Genomic DNA, 13579 nt, shown 5'->3' with positions numbered 1-13579 from the left:
AGCGATGCGGCCGTGGTGGTCAATCGTCGCGCAGGAACAGTTCCTGCAGATCGTTGAGGAAACGCTGGCCGAGCGGCGTCGGCGCAATCTGCGTGAAGTCGCGCGTGATCAGCCCGCGCCGCTCCGCTTCCTTGAGCGCCGGCTCGATCGTGCTCATCGGCAGCCCGGTGCGCTCGGCGAAGCTGTGCACCGGGAAGCCCTCGACGAGCCGCAGCGTGTTCAGCATGAACTCGAACGGCAGGTCGCGCGCGCCGACTTCGCGCTCCTCCTGCACCGGGGTGCCGGCCAGCGCCTGCTCGATGAAGGTCGCCGGGTGCTTGTAGCGCGCCTGCCGCACGATGCGGTTCGGGAACGACAGCTTCGTGTGCGCGCCGGCGCCGATGCCGAGATAGTCGCCGAAGCGCCAGTAGTTCAGGTTGTGCTTGCACTGGTGGTGCGGCTTCGCATACGCGGACACCTCGTAGCGCTCGTAACCGGCCTCGGCCGTGCGCGCGTGGATCCATTCCTGCATGTCGGCCGATGCGTCGTCGTCCGGCACGGCAGGCGGAAACTTCGCGAACAGCGTGTTCGGCTCGAGCGTCAGGTGATACAGCGACAGATGCGGCGGCGCGAACGCGAGCGCCGTCTCGACGTCGGTGCGGCATTCGTCGAGCGTCTGGTTCGGCAGCGCGAACATCAGGTCGAGGTTGAAGTTGTCGAACGTCCGCGCCGCGACCTCGACGGCCGCGCGCGCCTGCGCGGCGTCGTGGATACGGCCGAGCGCCTTCAGGTGTGCCTCGTTGAAGCTCTGGATGCCGACCGACAGGCGGTTCACGCCGCTCGCACGGAACTGCGCGAACTTCGCGGCCTCGAAGGTGCCCGGATTCGCCTCGAGCGTGATCTCGGCATCCGCGTCGAGCGGCAGCAGCGCGCGCACGTCGGACAGCAGGCGGTCGAGGCCGGCCGCGGACAGCAGGCTCGGCGTGCCGCCGCCGATGAACACGGTATGCACCTGGCGGCCCCAGACGAGCGGCAGCGCGTGCTCGAGATCGGCACGCAGCGCGTCGAGATACTCGGTTTCCGGAAACCGTTCACCCTTCCACTCGTGCGAGTTGAAGTCGCAATACGGGCACTTGCGCACGCACCACGGGAAATGCACGTACAGCGCGAGCGGCGGCAGCGACGTGAGCCGCACCTGGCCGGGCGACGTGAAGGTCGCGACGACGCGCGCGCCGGTGTCCGCAGCCTGGCTCATTCCACCTCCGCGAGCCGCGCGAGCAGCGCCTTGAGCGCGAGCGCGCGATGGCTGAGCGCGTTCTTCACGGGCGGCTCCAGTTCCGCCGCCGTCGCGCCGAGCGACGGCAGGTAGAAATACGGGTCGTAGCCGAATCCGTGCGCACCGCGCGGCGCGTCGACGATCTCGCCGTGCCAGCGGCCTTCGGCGAACAGCGGCTCCGGATCGTCGGCATGGCGCACGAGCGCGAGCACGCAGCAGTAATACGCGCGGCGATCGTCGACGCCGCGCAGCTGATCGACGAGATGCGCGTTGTTCGCCGCGTCGCCTTTCTCGAGCCCCGCGCGCTGCGCATAGCGCGCCGAATAGACGCCCGGCGCGCCGCGCAGGGCGCGCACGCACAACCCGGAATCGTCGGCGATCGCCGGCAGCCCGGTGAGCTGCGACGCGTGCCGCGCCTTCGTCAGCGCGTTCTCGATGAACGTGCGGTACGGCTCGTCCGCTTCGGGCACCGCGAGGTCGCCCTGCGGAATCACGTCGATGCCGACGGTGGAGAACATCGCCGTGAATTCGCGCAGCTTGCCCGCGTTGTTCGACGCGAGCACGATGCGCGACAGCGACGGCGTGATGCGATCGTCAGACATGGCTCACACCCAGCGCGTCCTTCTGCAGCCGCACGAGCTCGCCGATCCCGCTTTGCGCGAGGTCGAGCAGCGCGTTCATCTCGTCGCGCGAGAACGGCACGCCTTCCGCCGTGCCCTGGACTTCGACGAAGCCGCCCGCGCCCGTCATCACGACGTTCATGTCGGTGTCGCAGCGCGAATCTTCCGGGTAATCGAGATCGAGCACCGGGGTGCCCTCGAACACGCCGACCGAAATCGCGGCGACGTGGTCGGTGATCGGCGAGCGTGCGAGTTTGCCGGCGGCGATCAGCTTCGACACCGCATCGTGCGCGGCGACGAATGCGCCGGTGATGCTCGCGGTGCGCGTGCCGCCGTCGGCCTGGATCACGTCGCAGTCGATGTGGATCGTGCGCGGGCCGAGCGCTTCCAGGTCGAACACCGCGCGCAGCGCGCGGCCGATCAGGCGCTGAATTTCCTGCGTGCGGCCCGTCTGCTTGCCGCGCGCCGCCTCGCGATCGCTGCGCGTATGCGTTGCGCGCGGCAGCATCCCGTATTCGGCGGTCAGCCAGCCTTGCCCGCGCTCGCGCAGGAATTCGGGCACGCGCTCGGCGACGCTCGCCGTGCAGATCACCTTGGTATCGCCGAATTCGACCAGCACGGAGCCTTCCGCGTGCTTCGTGTAGTGGCGCGTGAGGGTGACCTTGCGCAGTTCGTCGGCGCGGCGGCCGCTCGGCCGGGAGGTGGATTGCGTCATGAGGGAAAGATGGCAGAGAGGAAACCCTGATTTTAGCGCCGAACGGCTGGCGTGCCCGGCGGGGTCTGCGCCAAAAATGGGATAATGCCCGTTTCCCGCCCCGCGCTTGCGAATGCGCCGGGCGCCTCGACTTATCCCCGGCCCGCGAGGGCATCCAGACGGCGAGACGAACCATGATCTACAGCATGACGGGCTATGCGAGCGCCACGCGCGAACTCGCGGCGGCGACGGGCAACGGCGGCACCAGCGTGTCGGTCGAATTGCGCACCGTGAACTCGCGTTTCCTCGACCTGAATTTCCGCATGCCCGACGACGTGCGCGCCTGCGAGCCCGCACTGCGCGAGATGCTGATGAACAAGCTGTCGCGCGGCAAGGTGGACGTGCGCATCAACCTGCAGCGCGGCGAGCAGAGCATCGGCGCGGGCGCGCTGAACCAGGCGGCGCTCGGCCAGCTCGCCGATCTCGAGCGCACGGTGCTCGAGTCGTTCCCGGGCGTCGGCCGCCTGCGCGCGGGCGAGATCCTGCGCTGGCCCGGCGTGATCGCCGAAAGCGGCGTGTCGGCCGACGCGATCCGCGATGCGGTGCTCGCGTGCGGCAAGGAAGCGATCAACGAGCTGGTCGTCGTGCGCTCGCGCGAAGGCGCGCAGCTCGCCGCGATGCTGCTGTCGAACGTCGCCGAGATGGAGGCGATCGTCGCGCGCATCACGCCGCTCGTGCCGGAGCTGATCGCGAAGCACCAGCAGAAGATCGTCGAGCGGCTGCAGGAAGCGCTCGGCATCGCGGCGCCGGAAGGCAGCGCGCCGATCGTGACGCGCGAGGAAGCCGCGGAGCGCATCCGTCAGGAAGTGACGATGTACGGGATCCGGATCGACATCGCGGAAGAGCTGTCGCGGCTCACCGCGCACCTGAACGAAACGCGTCATGTGATCGAGAAGGGCGGCCGCGTCGGCAAGCGCCTCGACTTCATGATGCAGGAACTGAATCGCGAAGCGAACACGCTCGGCTCGAAGGCGGCGGCCAAGGAACTGGCCGACGCGTCGATGGCGCTGAAGCTGCTGATCGAGCAGATGCGCGAGCAAGTGCAAAACCTGGAGTAACGCAACATGACCCAACCCACCCACGACGGCCACGCCGCGCATTCGCTGCACGGCGGCGTCTATCCCGGCAACCTGTTCATGGTCGTCGCGCCGTCGGGCGCCGGCAAGTCCACGCTCGTGAACGCGCTGCTGTCGAAGGACAGCGACATCTGCCTGTCGATCTCGTACACGACGCGCAAGCCGCGCCCCGGCGAGCACGACGGCCAGCACTATCATTTCACGACGGTCGACGATTTCCGCACGCGCCACGCCGCGCACGAATTCCTCGAGAGCGCGGAAGTGCACGGCAACTACTACGGCACGTCGCGCGTGTGGATCGAAGAGCAGATGATGAACGGCCACGACGTGCTGCTCGAAATCGACTGGCAGGGTGCGCAGCAGGTGAAGAAGCAGTTCCGCAACGCGGTCGGCATCTTCATCCTGCCGCCGTCGCTCGACGCGCTCGAGGAGCGCCTGAAGAAGCGCGGCCAGGACGAGCCGAACGTGATCACGCGCCGCTTGCTCGCGGCGGGCAGCGAGATGGCGCACGCGTCCGAAGCGGAGTACGTCGTGATCAACGAGAATTTCGATCGCGCGCTCGCCGAGCTCGAATGCATCGTCGCCGCGACACGCCTGCGCTTTGCTTCGCAGTACGCGCGACACGCGGAGCTGTTCATCGAGCTCGGCATCCACCTGCCGCATGTGGAATGACGGCGACGGACAAGGGACATAAGGTAGAATAAGCACTATATTCAGAAGGAATTACCCACCATGGCTCGCATTACTGTCGAAGACTGCCTGAAGCAGATCCCGAACCGCTTCGAACTGGCGCTTGCCGCCACCTATCGCGCGCGTCAGCTCGCGCAAGGCCACACGCCGAAGATCGAAAGCCGCGACAAGCCGACCGTCGTCGCGCTGCGCGAGATCGCGGCTGGCCAGGTTGGCGTCGAGATGCTGAAGAAGGTGCCGGTCTAACCGCACCGCTTCACGCCAGCCATGTAGTCCACGCGCGCAACGATTGCTGACCGAGGAGGCGAATATGAGCACCACCCCATCGTCCGCCTCCGCGGATCCGACCACCGAAGCCACGGCACAATCGCCTGCGCGCCAGTACATCGACGCGGTCCTCGAACAGTCCTTCCGGCATCTGTTCGGGCCGACCGCCACCCCGGAGCAACCGCGCAAGCACGGCGTCGTTTCGATCGCGAATCTGACTGCCGCGCTGGCCGAGTATCTCGCTCCGGAGGAAATCAAAGAGGTCAAGGCGGCGTTCCACTTCAGCGACGAAGCCCACCTCGGTCAATATCGCCAGAGCGGCGAACCCTACATCACCCATCCTGTCGCCGTCGCGGAAATCTGCGCCGGCTGGAAGCTCGACGCGCAGGCGGTCATGGCCGCGCTGCTGCACGACGTGATGGAGGACCAGGGCGTCACCAAGAGCGAGCTGGCCGAACGGTTCGGGCCGAAGGTCGCCGAGCTGGTCGACGGGCTGTCCAAGCTCGACAAGATGGAATTCCGCAGCCGCGAGGAAGCGCAGGCGGAAAACTTCCGCAAGATGCTGCTCGCGATGGCGCGCGACGTGCGGGTCATCCTCGTCAAGCTCGCCGATCGCCTGCACAACATGCGCACGCTCGGCGCGGTGCCGATGGAAAAGCGCCGCCGCGTCGCGCGCGAGACGCTCGACATCTATGCGCCGATCGCGCACCGCCTCGGTCTGAACAATACGTATCGCGAGCTGCAGGACATGAGCTTCGCGAACTTCAATCCGCATCGCTACGCGACGCTCGAGAAGGCGGTGAAGGCCGCGCGCGGCAACCGCCGCGAGGTGATCGGCAAGATCCTCGAAGCCGCGCAGCGCGCGATGGCGGACGCGAAGATCGACGCCGAGATCACCGGGCGCGAGAAGACCATCTACAGCGTGTACCGGAAGATGCGCGACAAGCAGCTGTCGTTCTCGCAGGTGCTCGACGTGTACGGCTTTCGCGTCGTCGTCGAGAATCCGCTCGACTGCTACACGTGCATCGGCGCGCTGCATGCGCTCTACAAGCCCGTTCCGGGCAAGTTCAAGGACTACATCGCGATCCCGAAGATCAACGGCTACCAGTCGCTGCATACGACGCTGGTCGGCCCGTTCGGCGCGCCGATCGAGTTCCAGGTGCGCACGCGCAAGATGCACGAGATCGCCGAGGCGGGCGTGGCCGCGCACTGGCTGTACAAGAACGGTAGCAGCGCGGATCTCAGCGACGTGCAGAAGCGCGCGCACCAGTGGCTGAAGTCGCTGCTCGACATCCAGAGCGAGGCCGGCGATTCGAGCGAATTCCTCGAGCACGTGAAGATCGACCTGTTCCCGGATGCGGTCTACGTGTTCACCCCGAAGTCGAAGATCATGGCGCTCCCGCGCGGCGCCACGGCGCTCGACTTCGCGTATTCGATCCACAGCGATCTCGGCAATCAGTGCGTCGCCGTGAAGATCAACAACGAGCTGCTGCCGCTGCGCACCGAGCTGAAGAGCGGCGACATCGTCGAAGTGATCACCGCGCCGTATTCGAAGCCGAACCCCGCGTGGCTCGGCTTCGTGCGCACCGGCAAGGCCCGTTCGGCGATCCGTCACTACCTGAAGACGATGCGCCTGAACGAGTCGGTGCAGCTCGGCGAGCGGCTCGTCGACCAGAGCCTGAAGGGCTACGGCCTCGCGCTCGCCGACGTCACGCCGGAAGTGTGGGAAAAGCTCGTGCAGTGGACGGGCAACAAGAGCCGCCAGGAAATCTTCGCGGATATCGGCCTCGGCCGCCGCGTCGCCGCGGTGATGGCCAAGCGCATCGAGGTGCTGATGAGCGGCCGCGATGCGGACGACGACCTGCCGAAGGCAGAGCGCCATGCCGCGCATCATGCGCCGCCGGTCGTGATCACCGGCACGGAAGGGATGTCGGTGCAGTTGTCCGCGTGCTGCCGGCCGATTCCGGGCGACGCGATCATGGGCTATATCGGCATCGGCCTCGGGATGGCGATTCATACGACCGATTGCCGTGTCGCGCAGCGCATCCATCGCCGCGATCCGGGCCGCTGGATCGATGTCGAGTGGGCGCCGCAGCCGGGCCGCCTGTTCGACGTCGCGGTGAAGGCGCTCGTGAAGAACACGAAGGGGATTTTCGCGCGGGTTGCGGCGGACATCACGTCGGCCGACGCGAACATCGTCCACATCGCGATGGACGAGGATCTCACGCACGAATCGACGGTGTTGCGCTTCGTGATCCAGGTCAGCGACCGCGTCCACCTCGCGAACGTGATGCGGCGCGTGCGGACCAATCCGGACGTGATGCGGATCATGCGCGAGCGTTCGACCGACGACGGCACGCATGCGCGTCACGACGGCGGGATGCGGATCGAGCGCGAGCGGCAGGATTACTGACGCGCGGGCGTCTGATGCGTGCGATACGACGGCGGCCTCGGGCCGCCGTTTTCATTGGGGCGTACCGGGTGAAGGCCGTGTCGGCAATTCGTGCGAAGGGAAGGGGAAAAGAAAAAGGGCCTTCCCGGAGGAAGGCCCTTCTGAAGTGGCGCGGCTGGCAGGATTCGAACCCACGACCCCTTGGTTCGTAGCCAAGTACTCTATCCAACTGAGCTACAGCCGCACGCAAAGCGATACTACTTCAAACTGCCAGGACCTTCTGCGATGGGAAGGCCCCTTAAAGATGGCGCGGCTGGCAGGATTCGAACCCACGACCCCTTGGTTCGTAGCCAAGTACTCTATCCAACTGAGCTACAGCCGCACGCAGAAGAGGGATTATAGCAGGGTTATATAAAAAGGGAAGCCTTATTCGCAAAATGCTGGAGGCGGGCTTGCGCGGCCACGCATCGTGTACCCTTGAAGCATCCGCAATCCACGTTGAATGTGCATCATGAACAAGGCGTTTGTCAAAGAGTCGGACGGCGACGACGACGATCTCGACCAGGCCCACACGGCGATCCCGGCGGGCTCGAAGAACTACATCACGCCCGTGGGGCACAAGCGCCTCAAGGACGAACTGCTGAGCCTGATCGATACCGAACGGCCCGAGGTCGTGCGGCTCGTGTCGTGGGCGGCGTCGAACGGCGATCGTTCCGAGAACGGCGACTATATCTACGGCAAGCGGCGGCTGCGCGAGATCGACCGGCGCATCCGCTTCCTGACGAAGCGGCTCGACATCGCCGAAGTGGTCGACGCGAGCCGGCAGGAGAATACCGACCAGGTGTTCTTCGGCGCCACCATCGACTATGCGACGCCGGATGGCGAGGAACATACGATCACGATCGTCGGCATCGACGAGGTCGATCTCGACCGCGGGCACGTGAGCTGGATCTCGCCGGTGGCGCGCGCGCTGCTCAAGGCGAAGATCGGCGACACCGTCACGCTGATGACGCCCGCCGGCCCGCAGCCGATCGACGTGCTCGACGTGCGCTATCCGGAGCCGGGGGCGGCCTGAGCGCGTTGGCTGCGCGGTTGCCGCGTCATGAAAAAAGCGCCCCGCGTGGGGCGCTTCGTCGTGCCGGCGGCGACCGCGCGGCGCCGTTCAGAACCGGTGGCGCAGGCCGGCTGTCACCGCGACCTGCTTGTTGTTCGACGACGCCGTGCCGAGGCCGTTGATGTTCGCGCGCAGGTGCAGGCCGTCCGTGTTGACCTTCTGGTATTCGCCCTGCAGGTAGACGTCGGTGCGCTTCGACAGCGCGTATGCCGCCTGCAGGTTGAACTGGTGCCAGTTCGGGCTCTGGCCGACGATGCGGCCGTCGGTGTACGTGTACGACCCGGCCAGCGAGAGCGCCGGCGTCAGCGCGTAGCGGCCGTTCAATTCGTAGTTGTTGAAGCGCACGCCACCCGCGAGCCCGACGCCGCCCGTCACGCCCGATTGGCCGGCGCTGATCGCGACGCTATCGGTGAGGCGGGTCTGCGTGAACACGAAGCCAGCCGTTGCCGGACCAAACGTGTAGTTCAGGCCGGCGCCCCAGGTGCGCTGCCGTGCGGCGGCAAACGTCCAGTCTCCGGCAACCGCGCCGGGATCGCTGACCGTCTGCGCCAGTCCGTTCACGTTGTTGTTCAACTGCAGGTACGCGGCCGCGACGTTGAAGCCCATGAAGTTGTACGACACGCCGACGCTGTACGCGCGGTTGTTGGCAAAGCTGGTCGAATTCGAGAAGCCGTACAACGCGCCGAACTTCAGGCCGTTGTAGTTCGCACTCTGGTATTTGACCGAGTTATTGATCCGGAACGAATTGTTGAGGTTGTCGTTGTCGAACGGATGCGCGAATTGCGTGCCGCCGAATTGCGTGCCGGTCAGCGACAACGGGCCGAGATAGTCGACGACGCTGTCATATTGGCGGCCCAGCGTGAGCGAGCCGAACTGGTTGTGGGCGAGCCCGACGAATGCCTGGCGGCCGAATTCGCGGCCATTCTGTTTCAGCGTGCCGTTATTGATGCCGAAGCCGTTTTCCAGCGTGAAGATCGCTTTCAGGCCGCCGCCGAGGTCTTCGGTGCCGCGCAGGCCCCACCGGCTGCCGTTGACCGAGCCGGTCGACTGCTGCCAGGCGCTGTGGCCGCCCTGGTTGTTGGTGTACGTGATGCCGGCGTCAAGCAGGCCATACAGCGTCACGCTACTTTGTGCGTGCGCCGCGGTCGCGAACACGCTCGACAATGCCGCGACGATCAGAGTCCTTTTCATTGATCTGTCTCCAAACCGGATGAAGGGAAGCGAACCTGTTGCGGGCTCCGGTGCGGCGCGCGACATCGGCGCTACTGCACGGGCGGGCTTGTTGCTCTCGTCTCAAAATTCAATTTCAGTGTAAGAAGCGGCTCCGAATGGCGAGGAAGCCACTTTAAGCAATACTGTATTTTGGAATGCGCAATGATTTTCGGTCGGCCCGGGAGCCTTGCGGATCAAGGCTTTGCGGCGCTGCGGCAGATTGCGGGCAAGGGGTGGTGCGGGTGTCAGGCGTTGCGCAGTCGCGACAGCGGCCAGTCGGCCACGCCCATTGCGTCAGCGTCATTATTGTCGCTTCGGCAATAGAGGTTTGTGCGTAGCATGGATAATGAAAGGATGTTATCTCGCTATACTGCGATCTCTGCTTTCCGAAGCAGACTTTTTCGTTGACGGAAAAGATCTCCAAACCTTTGTCGGCGCGACTTCCCAGTCGCGCTTTTTTTTTGCCCGTCGGGCCCGCTTCTATTGTTCGTACCAGCGGCGGCGCTTGCGCCTGCCGGGTGGCGGCGCGTCCCGGTTTTCCTCGGCCGGGGGCGGGGTATAGGTCCAGTCTTCCATCACGTAGTGGCGCGCATCGAGCGGCGACGCGAGCAGGTTCTGCCAGTGGTCGCCATGCCAGGTCGTATCGAATTCGGCGTCGCAGGGCTTTTCGCGGGCGGCGTCGGCAAGTGCGCGGGACTTGCGGCGAACGCGGCCGAGCCGGCTAGCGAAGCGCTTGATTCCGTCCAGCCACATGACTTTCTCCGTCGCGTCGATGTGACGTTCAGCATCGCAACGTCCGCCGTTTTCTGCAACCCGGAAAAATACCGAGCATTTTTGCCGATGCGATTCGACCCCGGTAGGTTTTTCGCGGCGCGGATTATGGCCATGTCGAACCCGGTAATAGTGACAGGTTTTTGTGTGGAATCGATTTATCGAAATCGATCGGGTACCGATTCCACCGGCATTAGCGTAATTTTTATAATACGTTCGCTAAAAATCCTCTTGACGCAATGGGATTGTCCAATTTATAAAGTCACCACTCCGTCCTCGGGCGGCGTGTGTAGCTGGTGTCAGAGGCGACGCTTCGAGATTTCGGGAAACGGCTATAACAGTAGCTTTTTTGAACAAAATAGAGTGGGGAACGAAGGTATGGATACCGGTATCGTGAAATGGTTTAACGATGCTAAAGGTTTCGGCTTTATCACGTCGGACAACGGCGGCGAGGATTTGTTTGCGCATTTTTCCGAAATCAAGATGGACGGCTTCAAAACGCTGAAGGAAAATCAGCGTGTTTCGTTCGACGTGAAAGTCGGGCCGAAAGGCAAGCAGGCAGCGAATATCCAGGCGATCTGACGCGCCACGTATTGCCGATCACGTCCGAGCCCCCGCGATGCGGGGGCTTTTTGCATTATTGCGGCCCGGAATTGTCGCGCGGCCGCTTCGGGCTGGCCGCGGACCGGCCTGCCGGTGCATACTCACGGGAGCACCGATTCCCAGTTCCTTCATGTCCGATTCCCGCTCGCCCGATCCCGCCTGCGAACAACCGCTCGTTTTTGTCGACCTCGAAACCACGGGGGGCTCGTCTGCCGAACACCGGATCACCGAAATCGGCGTGGTCGAGATCGGCCCGTCCGGCGTGTCGACGTGGGCCTCGCTCGTCAATCCCGGGCAGTCGATCCCGCCGTTCATCCAGCAACTGACAGGCATTTCGGATGCAATGGTGCGCGATGCGCCATCCTTTGCGTCGCTTGCGCCCGCGCTGTTCGAGCGGCTCGACGGCAAGCTGTTCGTTGCGCACAACGCAAGTTTCGACCGAGGTTTCCTGCGCGCCGAGTTCGAGCGGGTGGGGTTTGCGTTCAATCCCGATGTGCTGTGTACCGTGCGCTTGTCGCGTGCGTTGTTTCCGCGCGAATCGCGGCATGGCCTCGACGCGCTGGTCGAACGGCACAGCCTCGTACCGTCAGCGCGGCACCGGGCGCTCGCGGATGCCGACCTGATCTGGCAGTTCTGGCGGCAATTGCACGAGATCGTGCCGCTCGAGCGGCTGCGCGAGCAGATCGCGCGCACGACGCGCCACTTCCGCCTCGCGGGCGGCCTGACCGAGGCATGGCTCGATACCGCGCCGGCCGGGTGCGGCGCGTATGCGTTGTTCGGCGAAGCGGACGAGCCGCTCTATGTCGCGCGCAGCGTGCGCGTGCGGCAGCGGCTTCGCGCGTTGTTGACCGGCGAGCGGCGCTCGGCGAAGGAAATGCGGCTGGCGCAGCAGGTGCGTCGCGTCGAGTGGCGGGAAACCGGCAACGAACTCGGCGCGATGCTCGCCGAGGCGCAGTGGATCGCGCGCCTGCGCCCGACGTTCAATCGCCGTCCGGCGGCGGAGGCGCGCGCAGGCGCGGCGGCACCCTGGCCATTCGACGGCGCGGTGGCGTTCGAGGCGCACGGCGAGCGCAAGATGTTCCATGTGATCGATGGCTGGCGCTATCTCGGCGCCGCGGCGTCGCTCGAAGCGGCCGCGCGGCTGGCCGCCGACGATACGGCCGGGCCGTTCGAACCCTTCACCCATCGGCTGCTCCAGACGCACCTGGCGCGCGGCCTGCAGCTGATCCCGCTCGCCGCGCTCGCGACGACGGCGGAGTAGACGCTGCGGGTCAGCCGATCGCGCTTGCGCCGCCCGCCGCACAGACGTGCGACAGCGCGGTATTGAGCGCCTGCGCCTGGTTCGCGTCGTAGCGCGTCAATGTCTTCCAGTTGGCGATGCTGCGTGCGAGCCGTGACTGGCAGTCGGGCGCATTTCGCAACTGACCGACCTGCGCGAGCCCCGCGAGCATCGCCTGCGTGAGTCGGTCCAGCTTCGGCCGCGTGCCGGTCGCGAGATCGGGCGGCGTGCCTTCGGGTGGCCGCGTCGCCCGCCACGTCGCAAATAGCGCGTTCTGCACGTCCTTGCTGGCCGCGATCTGATCGGCGAAGAACGTCCTGGCGAAGGCCGGATCGACGCCGGCTTGTGCCGCCCGCTTCTCGACCGACGCGAGCAGTTCCGCTTCGCGTGGACGATCCTCGATCGGCTTGCCGTTCGCCCATTTCCAGCGGGCGACCGGCTCGGCGAGCGCGAGGCGTTGCGACGCGAGCGCGACGAGGTTGGTCAGGGCCGTGTCGTCGCCGTCGGCGGCGGCGATGCGTGGCGAGGAGACGAGGGCGAGGCCGAGTGCTGCTGCGGCGAGGCCGGCGCGAATAGCATGCTTCATCGGAACGATCGGGAGCCGGGCGGGCCGGAAGTGGAAAACCAGAAGAATAGACGAAGACAGTCGCGCGGCGTGGCGTCGCGACCCAGGAATCAGCGGACGAGCTGACCCGGCACCGTCAGGCCGTTGCGACCCGGGTGCAATGCGAACTGCGGCAGATGCGCAGCAATGAACCGCACGATGTCGACTGGCGTCACGCAGCGGTTAAAGCGCGGAATGGCCGTTCACTTCGGCGCGTACAGCTTGTGCTGCTCGTCGAAGAATGCCCGCACGTGATCGGGCAGCTCGGCGAGGAATTCCACGCCAACGGGTTCCGGATCCGGGCTCATCACTTGCTCCGGGGGCGGCACGCGGGTCGGTTTTTCGTCCATGATCGTTTCTCCAACAGGTTCAATGATTATCGACCTCGTGCTCAGATTTATGCCAGAAACGAATCGTTAGATTTTGTCTCTGTTGTATTAACGGCACATGCGCGACCATGTCGATCATACGGTCAGCGGAATCGGCAGCGCGCGCCTGCTTGCTATACTTGCGCGCACTTTTTCCTGGACCGCGATGAAACGAACGACGCGATGGATCGGCCTCGTCTGGCTGGCGCTGGTACTGAACGTACTGTCGCCCGTCGTCGGCTACGCGCGTCTTGCATCGAGCGGGTCGGGAGCACTCACGCTCGAATTGTGCAGTGCAGCGGGCGCGCGTCATCTCGTGCTCGCGCAGGCAGGCGACGATCGCAGCGCGGCGTCGGTCGATCACGCAGGCGTACCGCATTGCGTGTACTGTCCCGGCTTCGCCGCGAACCTCGCGCTTGGCGCGAGCCTGCCCGCAATGCCGGATTTCGTGCGGACCTTCACGGTTCGCACGCCCGCACCGTCTTTTCCCGTCTTCGTGCGCAAGGGCATCCGCCTTGCCCAGCCGCGCGCCCCGCCTGAAACCGTCTCGATCTGATTTCGCGCGCGCCTGACG

Annotated in this window: 15 protein-coding genes and 2 tRNA genes; 8 read left to right on the top strand and 9 right to left on the bottom strand. The window is 65.3% G+C overall.

All coding sequences use genetic code 11. The annotated features are described in order from the left end of the window. Positions 1 to 19 precede the first annotated feature (19 nt). The 3 genes from hemW to rph are packed head-to-tail and all read right to left on the bottom strand — an operon-like array spanning position 20 to position 2590. Complete coding sequence (gene hemW / locus HWY45_RS20920) at positions 20 to 1234, bottom strand: radical SAM family heme chaperone HemW (protein ID WP_059884921.1); 1215 nt, start codon at positions 1232 to 1234, stop codon at positions 20 to 22. Next, positions 1231 to 1857: an RdgB/HAM1 family non-canonical purine NTP pyrophosphatase gene (gene rdgB / locus HWY45_RS20915; RefSeq protein WP_059884919.1), complete on the bottom strand. Its 627-nt coding sequence runs from the start codon at positions 1855 to 1857 to the stop codon at positions 1231 to 1233. Before rdgB ends, hemW begins: the two co-directional genes overlap by 4 nt. Beyond that, a complete protein-coding gene (gene rph, locus HWY45_RS20910) occupies positions 1850 to 2590 on the bottom strand; it encodes a ribonuclease PH (protein ID WP_059884917.1) in 741 nt (246 codons plus the stop codon). The genes rdgB and rph overlap by 8 nt, the downstream gene beginning before the upstream one ends. A 173-nt stretch (positions 2591 to 2763) precedes the next feature. On the opposite strand from rph, the gene HWY45_RS20905 reads away from it, so the two are divergent. The 4 genes from HWY45_RS20905 to HWY45_RS20890 all read left to right on the top strand — a co-directional run bounded on the left by HWY45_RS20905 (position 2764) and on the right by HWY45_RS20890 (position 7075). Beyond that, entirely contained in the window at positions 2764 to 3687 is a 924-nt protein-coding gene (locus HWY45_RS20905; protein WP_059561001.1) for a YicC/YloC family endoribonuclease, read from the top strand. Positions 3688 to 3693: 6 nt separating this feature from the next. Continuing rightward, a complete protein-coding gene (gene gmk, locus HWY45_RS20900; RefSeq protein WP_059884915.1) occupies positions 3694 to 4377 on the top strand; it encodes a guanylate kinase in 684 nt (227 codons plus the stop codon). Positions 4378 to 4437: 60 nt separating this feature from the next. Then, entirely contained in the window at positions 4438 to 4641 is a 204-nt protein-coding gene (rpoZ, locus tag HWY45_RS20895) for a DNA-directed RNA polymerase subunit omega (RefSeq protein ID WP_006025620.1), read from the top strand. A 64-nt stretch (positions 4642 to 4705) separates the two neighbouring features. After that, positions 4706 to 7075 (top strand): RelA/SpoT family protein, encoded by a 2370-nt coding sequence (locus HWY45_RS20890; protein WP_059561011.1) that lies wholly within the window; start codon positions 4706 to 4708, stop codon positions 7073 to 7075. A 146-nt stretch (positions 7076 to 7221) separates the two neighbouring features. Here the strand turns inward: HWY45_RS20890 and HWY45_RS20885 are convergent. Next, a tRNA-Arg gene (locus HWY45_RS20885) sits at positions 7222 to 7298 on the bottom strand. Between the two features lie 61 nt (positions 7299 to 7359). Continuing rightward, positions 7360 to 7436, bottom strand: a tRNA-Arg gene (locus HWY45_RS20880). A 129-nt stretch (positions 7437 to 7565) separates the two neighbouring features. On the opposite strand from HWY45_RS20880, the gene greB reads away from it, so the two are divergent. After that, positions 7566 to 8129 (top strand): transcription elongation factor GreB, encoded by a 564-nt coding sequence (greB, locus tag HWY45_RS20875; RefSeq protein ID WP_059802562.1) that lies wholly within the window; start codon positions 7566 to 7568, stop codon positions 8127 to 8129. A gap of 87 nt (positions 8130 to 8216) precedes the next feature. Here the strand turns inward: greB and HWY45_RS20870 are convergent, their stop codons facing one another. Next, a complete protein-coding gene (locus tag HWY45_RS20870) occupies positions 8217 to 9359 on the bottom strand; it encodes a porin (protein WP_059802266.1) in 1143 nt (380 codons plus the stop codon). A gap of 501 nt (positions 9360 to 9860) precedes the next feature. Further along, positions 9861 to 10133 (bottom strand): hypothetical protein, encoded by a 273-nt coding sequence (locus HWY45_RS20865; protein ID WP_059563380.1) that lies wholly within the window; start codon positions 10131 to 10133, stop codon positions 9861 to 9863. A gap of 396 nt (positions 10134 to 10529) precedes the next feature. Here HWY45_RS20865 and HWY45_RS20860 point away from each other — a divergent pair, with 396 nt between their 5' ends. Then, on the top strand, positions 10530 to 10733 hold the full coding sequence (locus tag HWY45_RS20860; protein ID WP_010091695.1) for a cold-shock protein: 204 nt from the start codon (positions 10530 to 10532) through the stop codon (positions 10731 to 10733). A gap of 151 nt (positions 10734 to 10884) precedes the next feature. After that, positions 10885 to 12015 carry an exonuclease domain-containing protein gene (locus HWY45_RS20855; RefSeq protein WP_059884913.1) on the top strand — a complete coding sequence of 377 codons (1131 nt, stop codon included), beginning with the start codon at positions 10885 to 10887 and terminating at the stop codon, positions 12013 to 12015. A 10-nt stretch (positions 12016 to 12025) separates the two neighbouring features. Here the strand turns inward: HWY45_RS20855 and HWY45_RS20850 are convergent, their stop codons facing one another. After that, on the bottom strand, positions 12026 to 12619 hold the full coding sequence (locus tag HWY45_RS20850) for a chorismate mutase (protein ID WP_059563382.1): 594 nt from the start codon (positions 12617 to 12619) through the stop codon (positions 12026 to 12028). 221 nt (positions 12620 to 12840) lie between these two features. Next, the gene (locus tag HWY45_RS20845; protein WP_017333050.1) at positions 12841 to 12987 is read right to left on the bottom strand and encodes a hypothetical protein; all 147 of its coding nucleotides are present in this window, start codon (positions 12985 to 12987) and stop codon (positions 12841 to 12843) included. Positions 12988 to 13171: 184 nt separating this feature from the next. Between HWY45_RS20845 and HWY45_RS20840 the strand changes: the two genes are divergently transcribed. Continuing rightward, positions 13172 to 13561, top strand: coding sequence for a DUF2946 domain-containing protein (locus HWY45_RS20840; protein ID WP_059885060.1), 390 nt, complete (start codon positions 13172 to 13174; stop codon positions 13559 to 13561). The last annotated feature ends 18 nt before the right edge of the window (positions 13562 to 13579 follow it).

This window comes from Burkholderia stagnalis, assembly GCF_902830275.1.
Taxonomy (GTDB): domain Bacteria; phylum Pseudomonadota; class Gammaproteobacteria; order Burkholderiales; family Burkholderiaceae; genus Burkholderia; species Burkholderia stagnalis.
Note: the sequence above shows the minus strand (reverse complement) of the source record. Positions and strands in the feature narration are given on the sequence as shown.

What these genes read in the sequence shown, in the direction of transcription:
- hemW (WP_059884921.1), bottom strand. Translation starts at nt 1,234, where the DNA reads ATGAGCCAGGCTGCGGACACCGGCGCGCGCGTCGTCGCGACCTTCACG.
- rdgB (WP_059884919.1), bottom strand. Translation starts at nt 1,857, where the DNA reads ATGTCTGACGATCGCATCACGCCGTCGCTGTCGCGCATCGTGCTCGCG.
- rph (WP_059884917.1), bottom strand. Translation starts at nt 2,590, where the DNA reads ATGACGCAATCCACCTCCCGGCCGAGCGGCCGCCGCGCCGACGAACTG.
- HWY45_RS20905 (WP_059561001.1), top strand. Translation starts at nt 2,764, where the DNA reads ATGATCTACAGCATGACGGGCTATGCGAGCGCCACGCGCGAACTCGCG.
- gmk (WP_059884915.1), top strand. Translation starts at nt 3,694, where the DNA reads ATGACCCAACCCACCCACGACGGCCACGCCGCGCATTCGCTGCACGGC.
- rpoZ (WP_006025620.1), top strand. Translation starts at nt 4,438, where the DNA reads ATGGCTCGCATTACTGTCGAAGACTGCCTGAAGCAGATCCCGAACCGC.
- HWY45_RS20890 (WP_059561011.1), top strand. Translation starts at nt 4,706, where the DNA reads ATGAGCACCACCCCATCGTCCGCCTCCGCGGATCCGACCACCGAAGCC.
- greB (WP_059802562.1), top strand. Translation starts at nt 7,566, where the DNA reads ATGAACAAGGCGTTTGTCAAAGAGTCGGACGGCGACGACGACGATCTC.
- HWY45_RS20870 (WP_059802266.1), bottom strand. Translation starts at nt 9,359, where the DNA reads ATGAAAAGGACTCTGATCGTCGCGGCATTGTCGAGCGTGTTCGCGACC.
- HWY45_RS20865 (WP_059563380.1), bottom strand. Translation starts at nt 10,133, where the DNA reads ATGTGGCTGGACGGAATCAAGCGCTTCGCTAGCCGGCTCGGCCGCGTT.
- HWY45_RS20860 (WP_010091695.1), top strand. Translation starts at nt 10,530, where the DNA reads ATGGATACCGGTATCGTGAAATGGTTTAACGATGCTAAAGGTTTCGGC.
- HWY45_RS20855 (WP_059884913.1), top strand. Translation starts at nt 10,885, where the DNA reads ATGTCCGATTCCCGCTCGCCCGATCCCGCCTGCGAACAACCGCTCGTT.
- HWY45_RS20850 (WP_059563382.1), bottom strand. Translation starts at nt 12,619, where the DNA reads ATGAAGCATGCTATTCGCGCCGGCCTCGCCGCAGCAGCACTCGGCCTC.
- HWY45_RS20845 (WP_017333050.1), bottom strand. Translation starts at nt 12,987, where the DNA reads ATGGACGAAAAACCGACCCGCGTGCCGCCCCCGGAGCAAGTGATGAGC.
- HWY45_RS20840 (WP_059885060.1), top strand. Translation starts at nt 13,172, where the DNA reads ATGAAACGAACGACGCGATGGATCGGCCTCGTCTGGCTGGCGCTGGTA.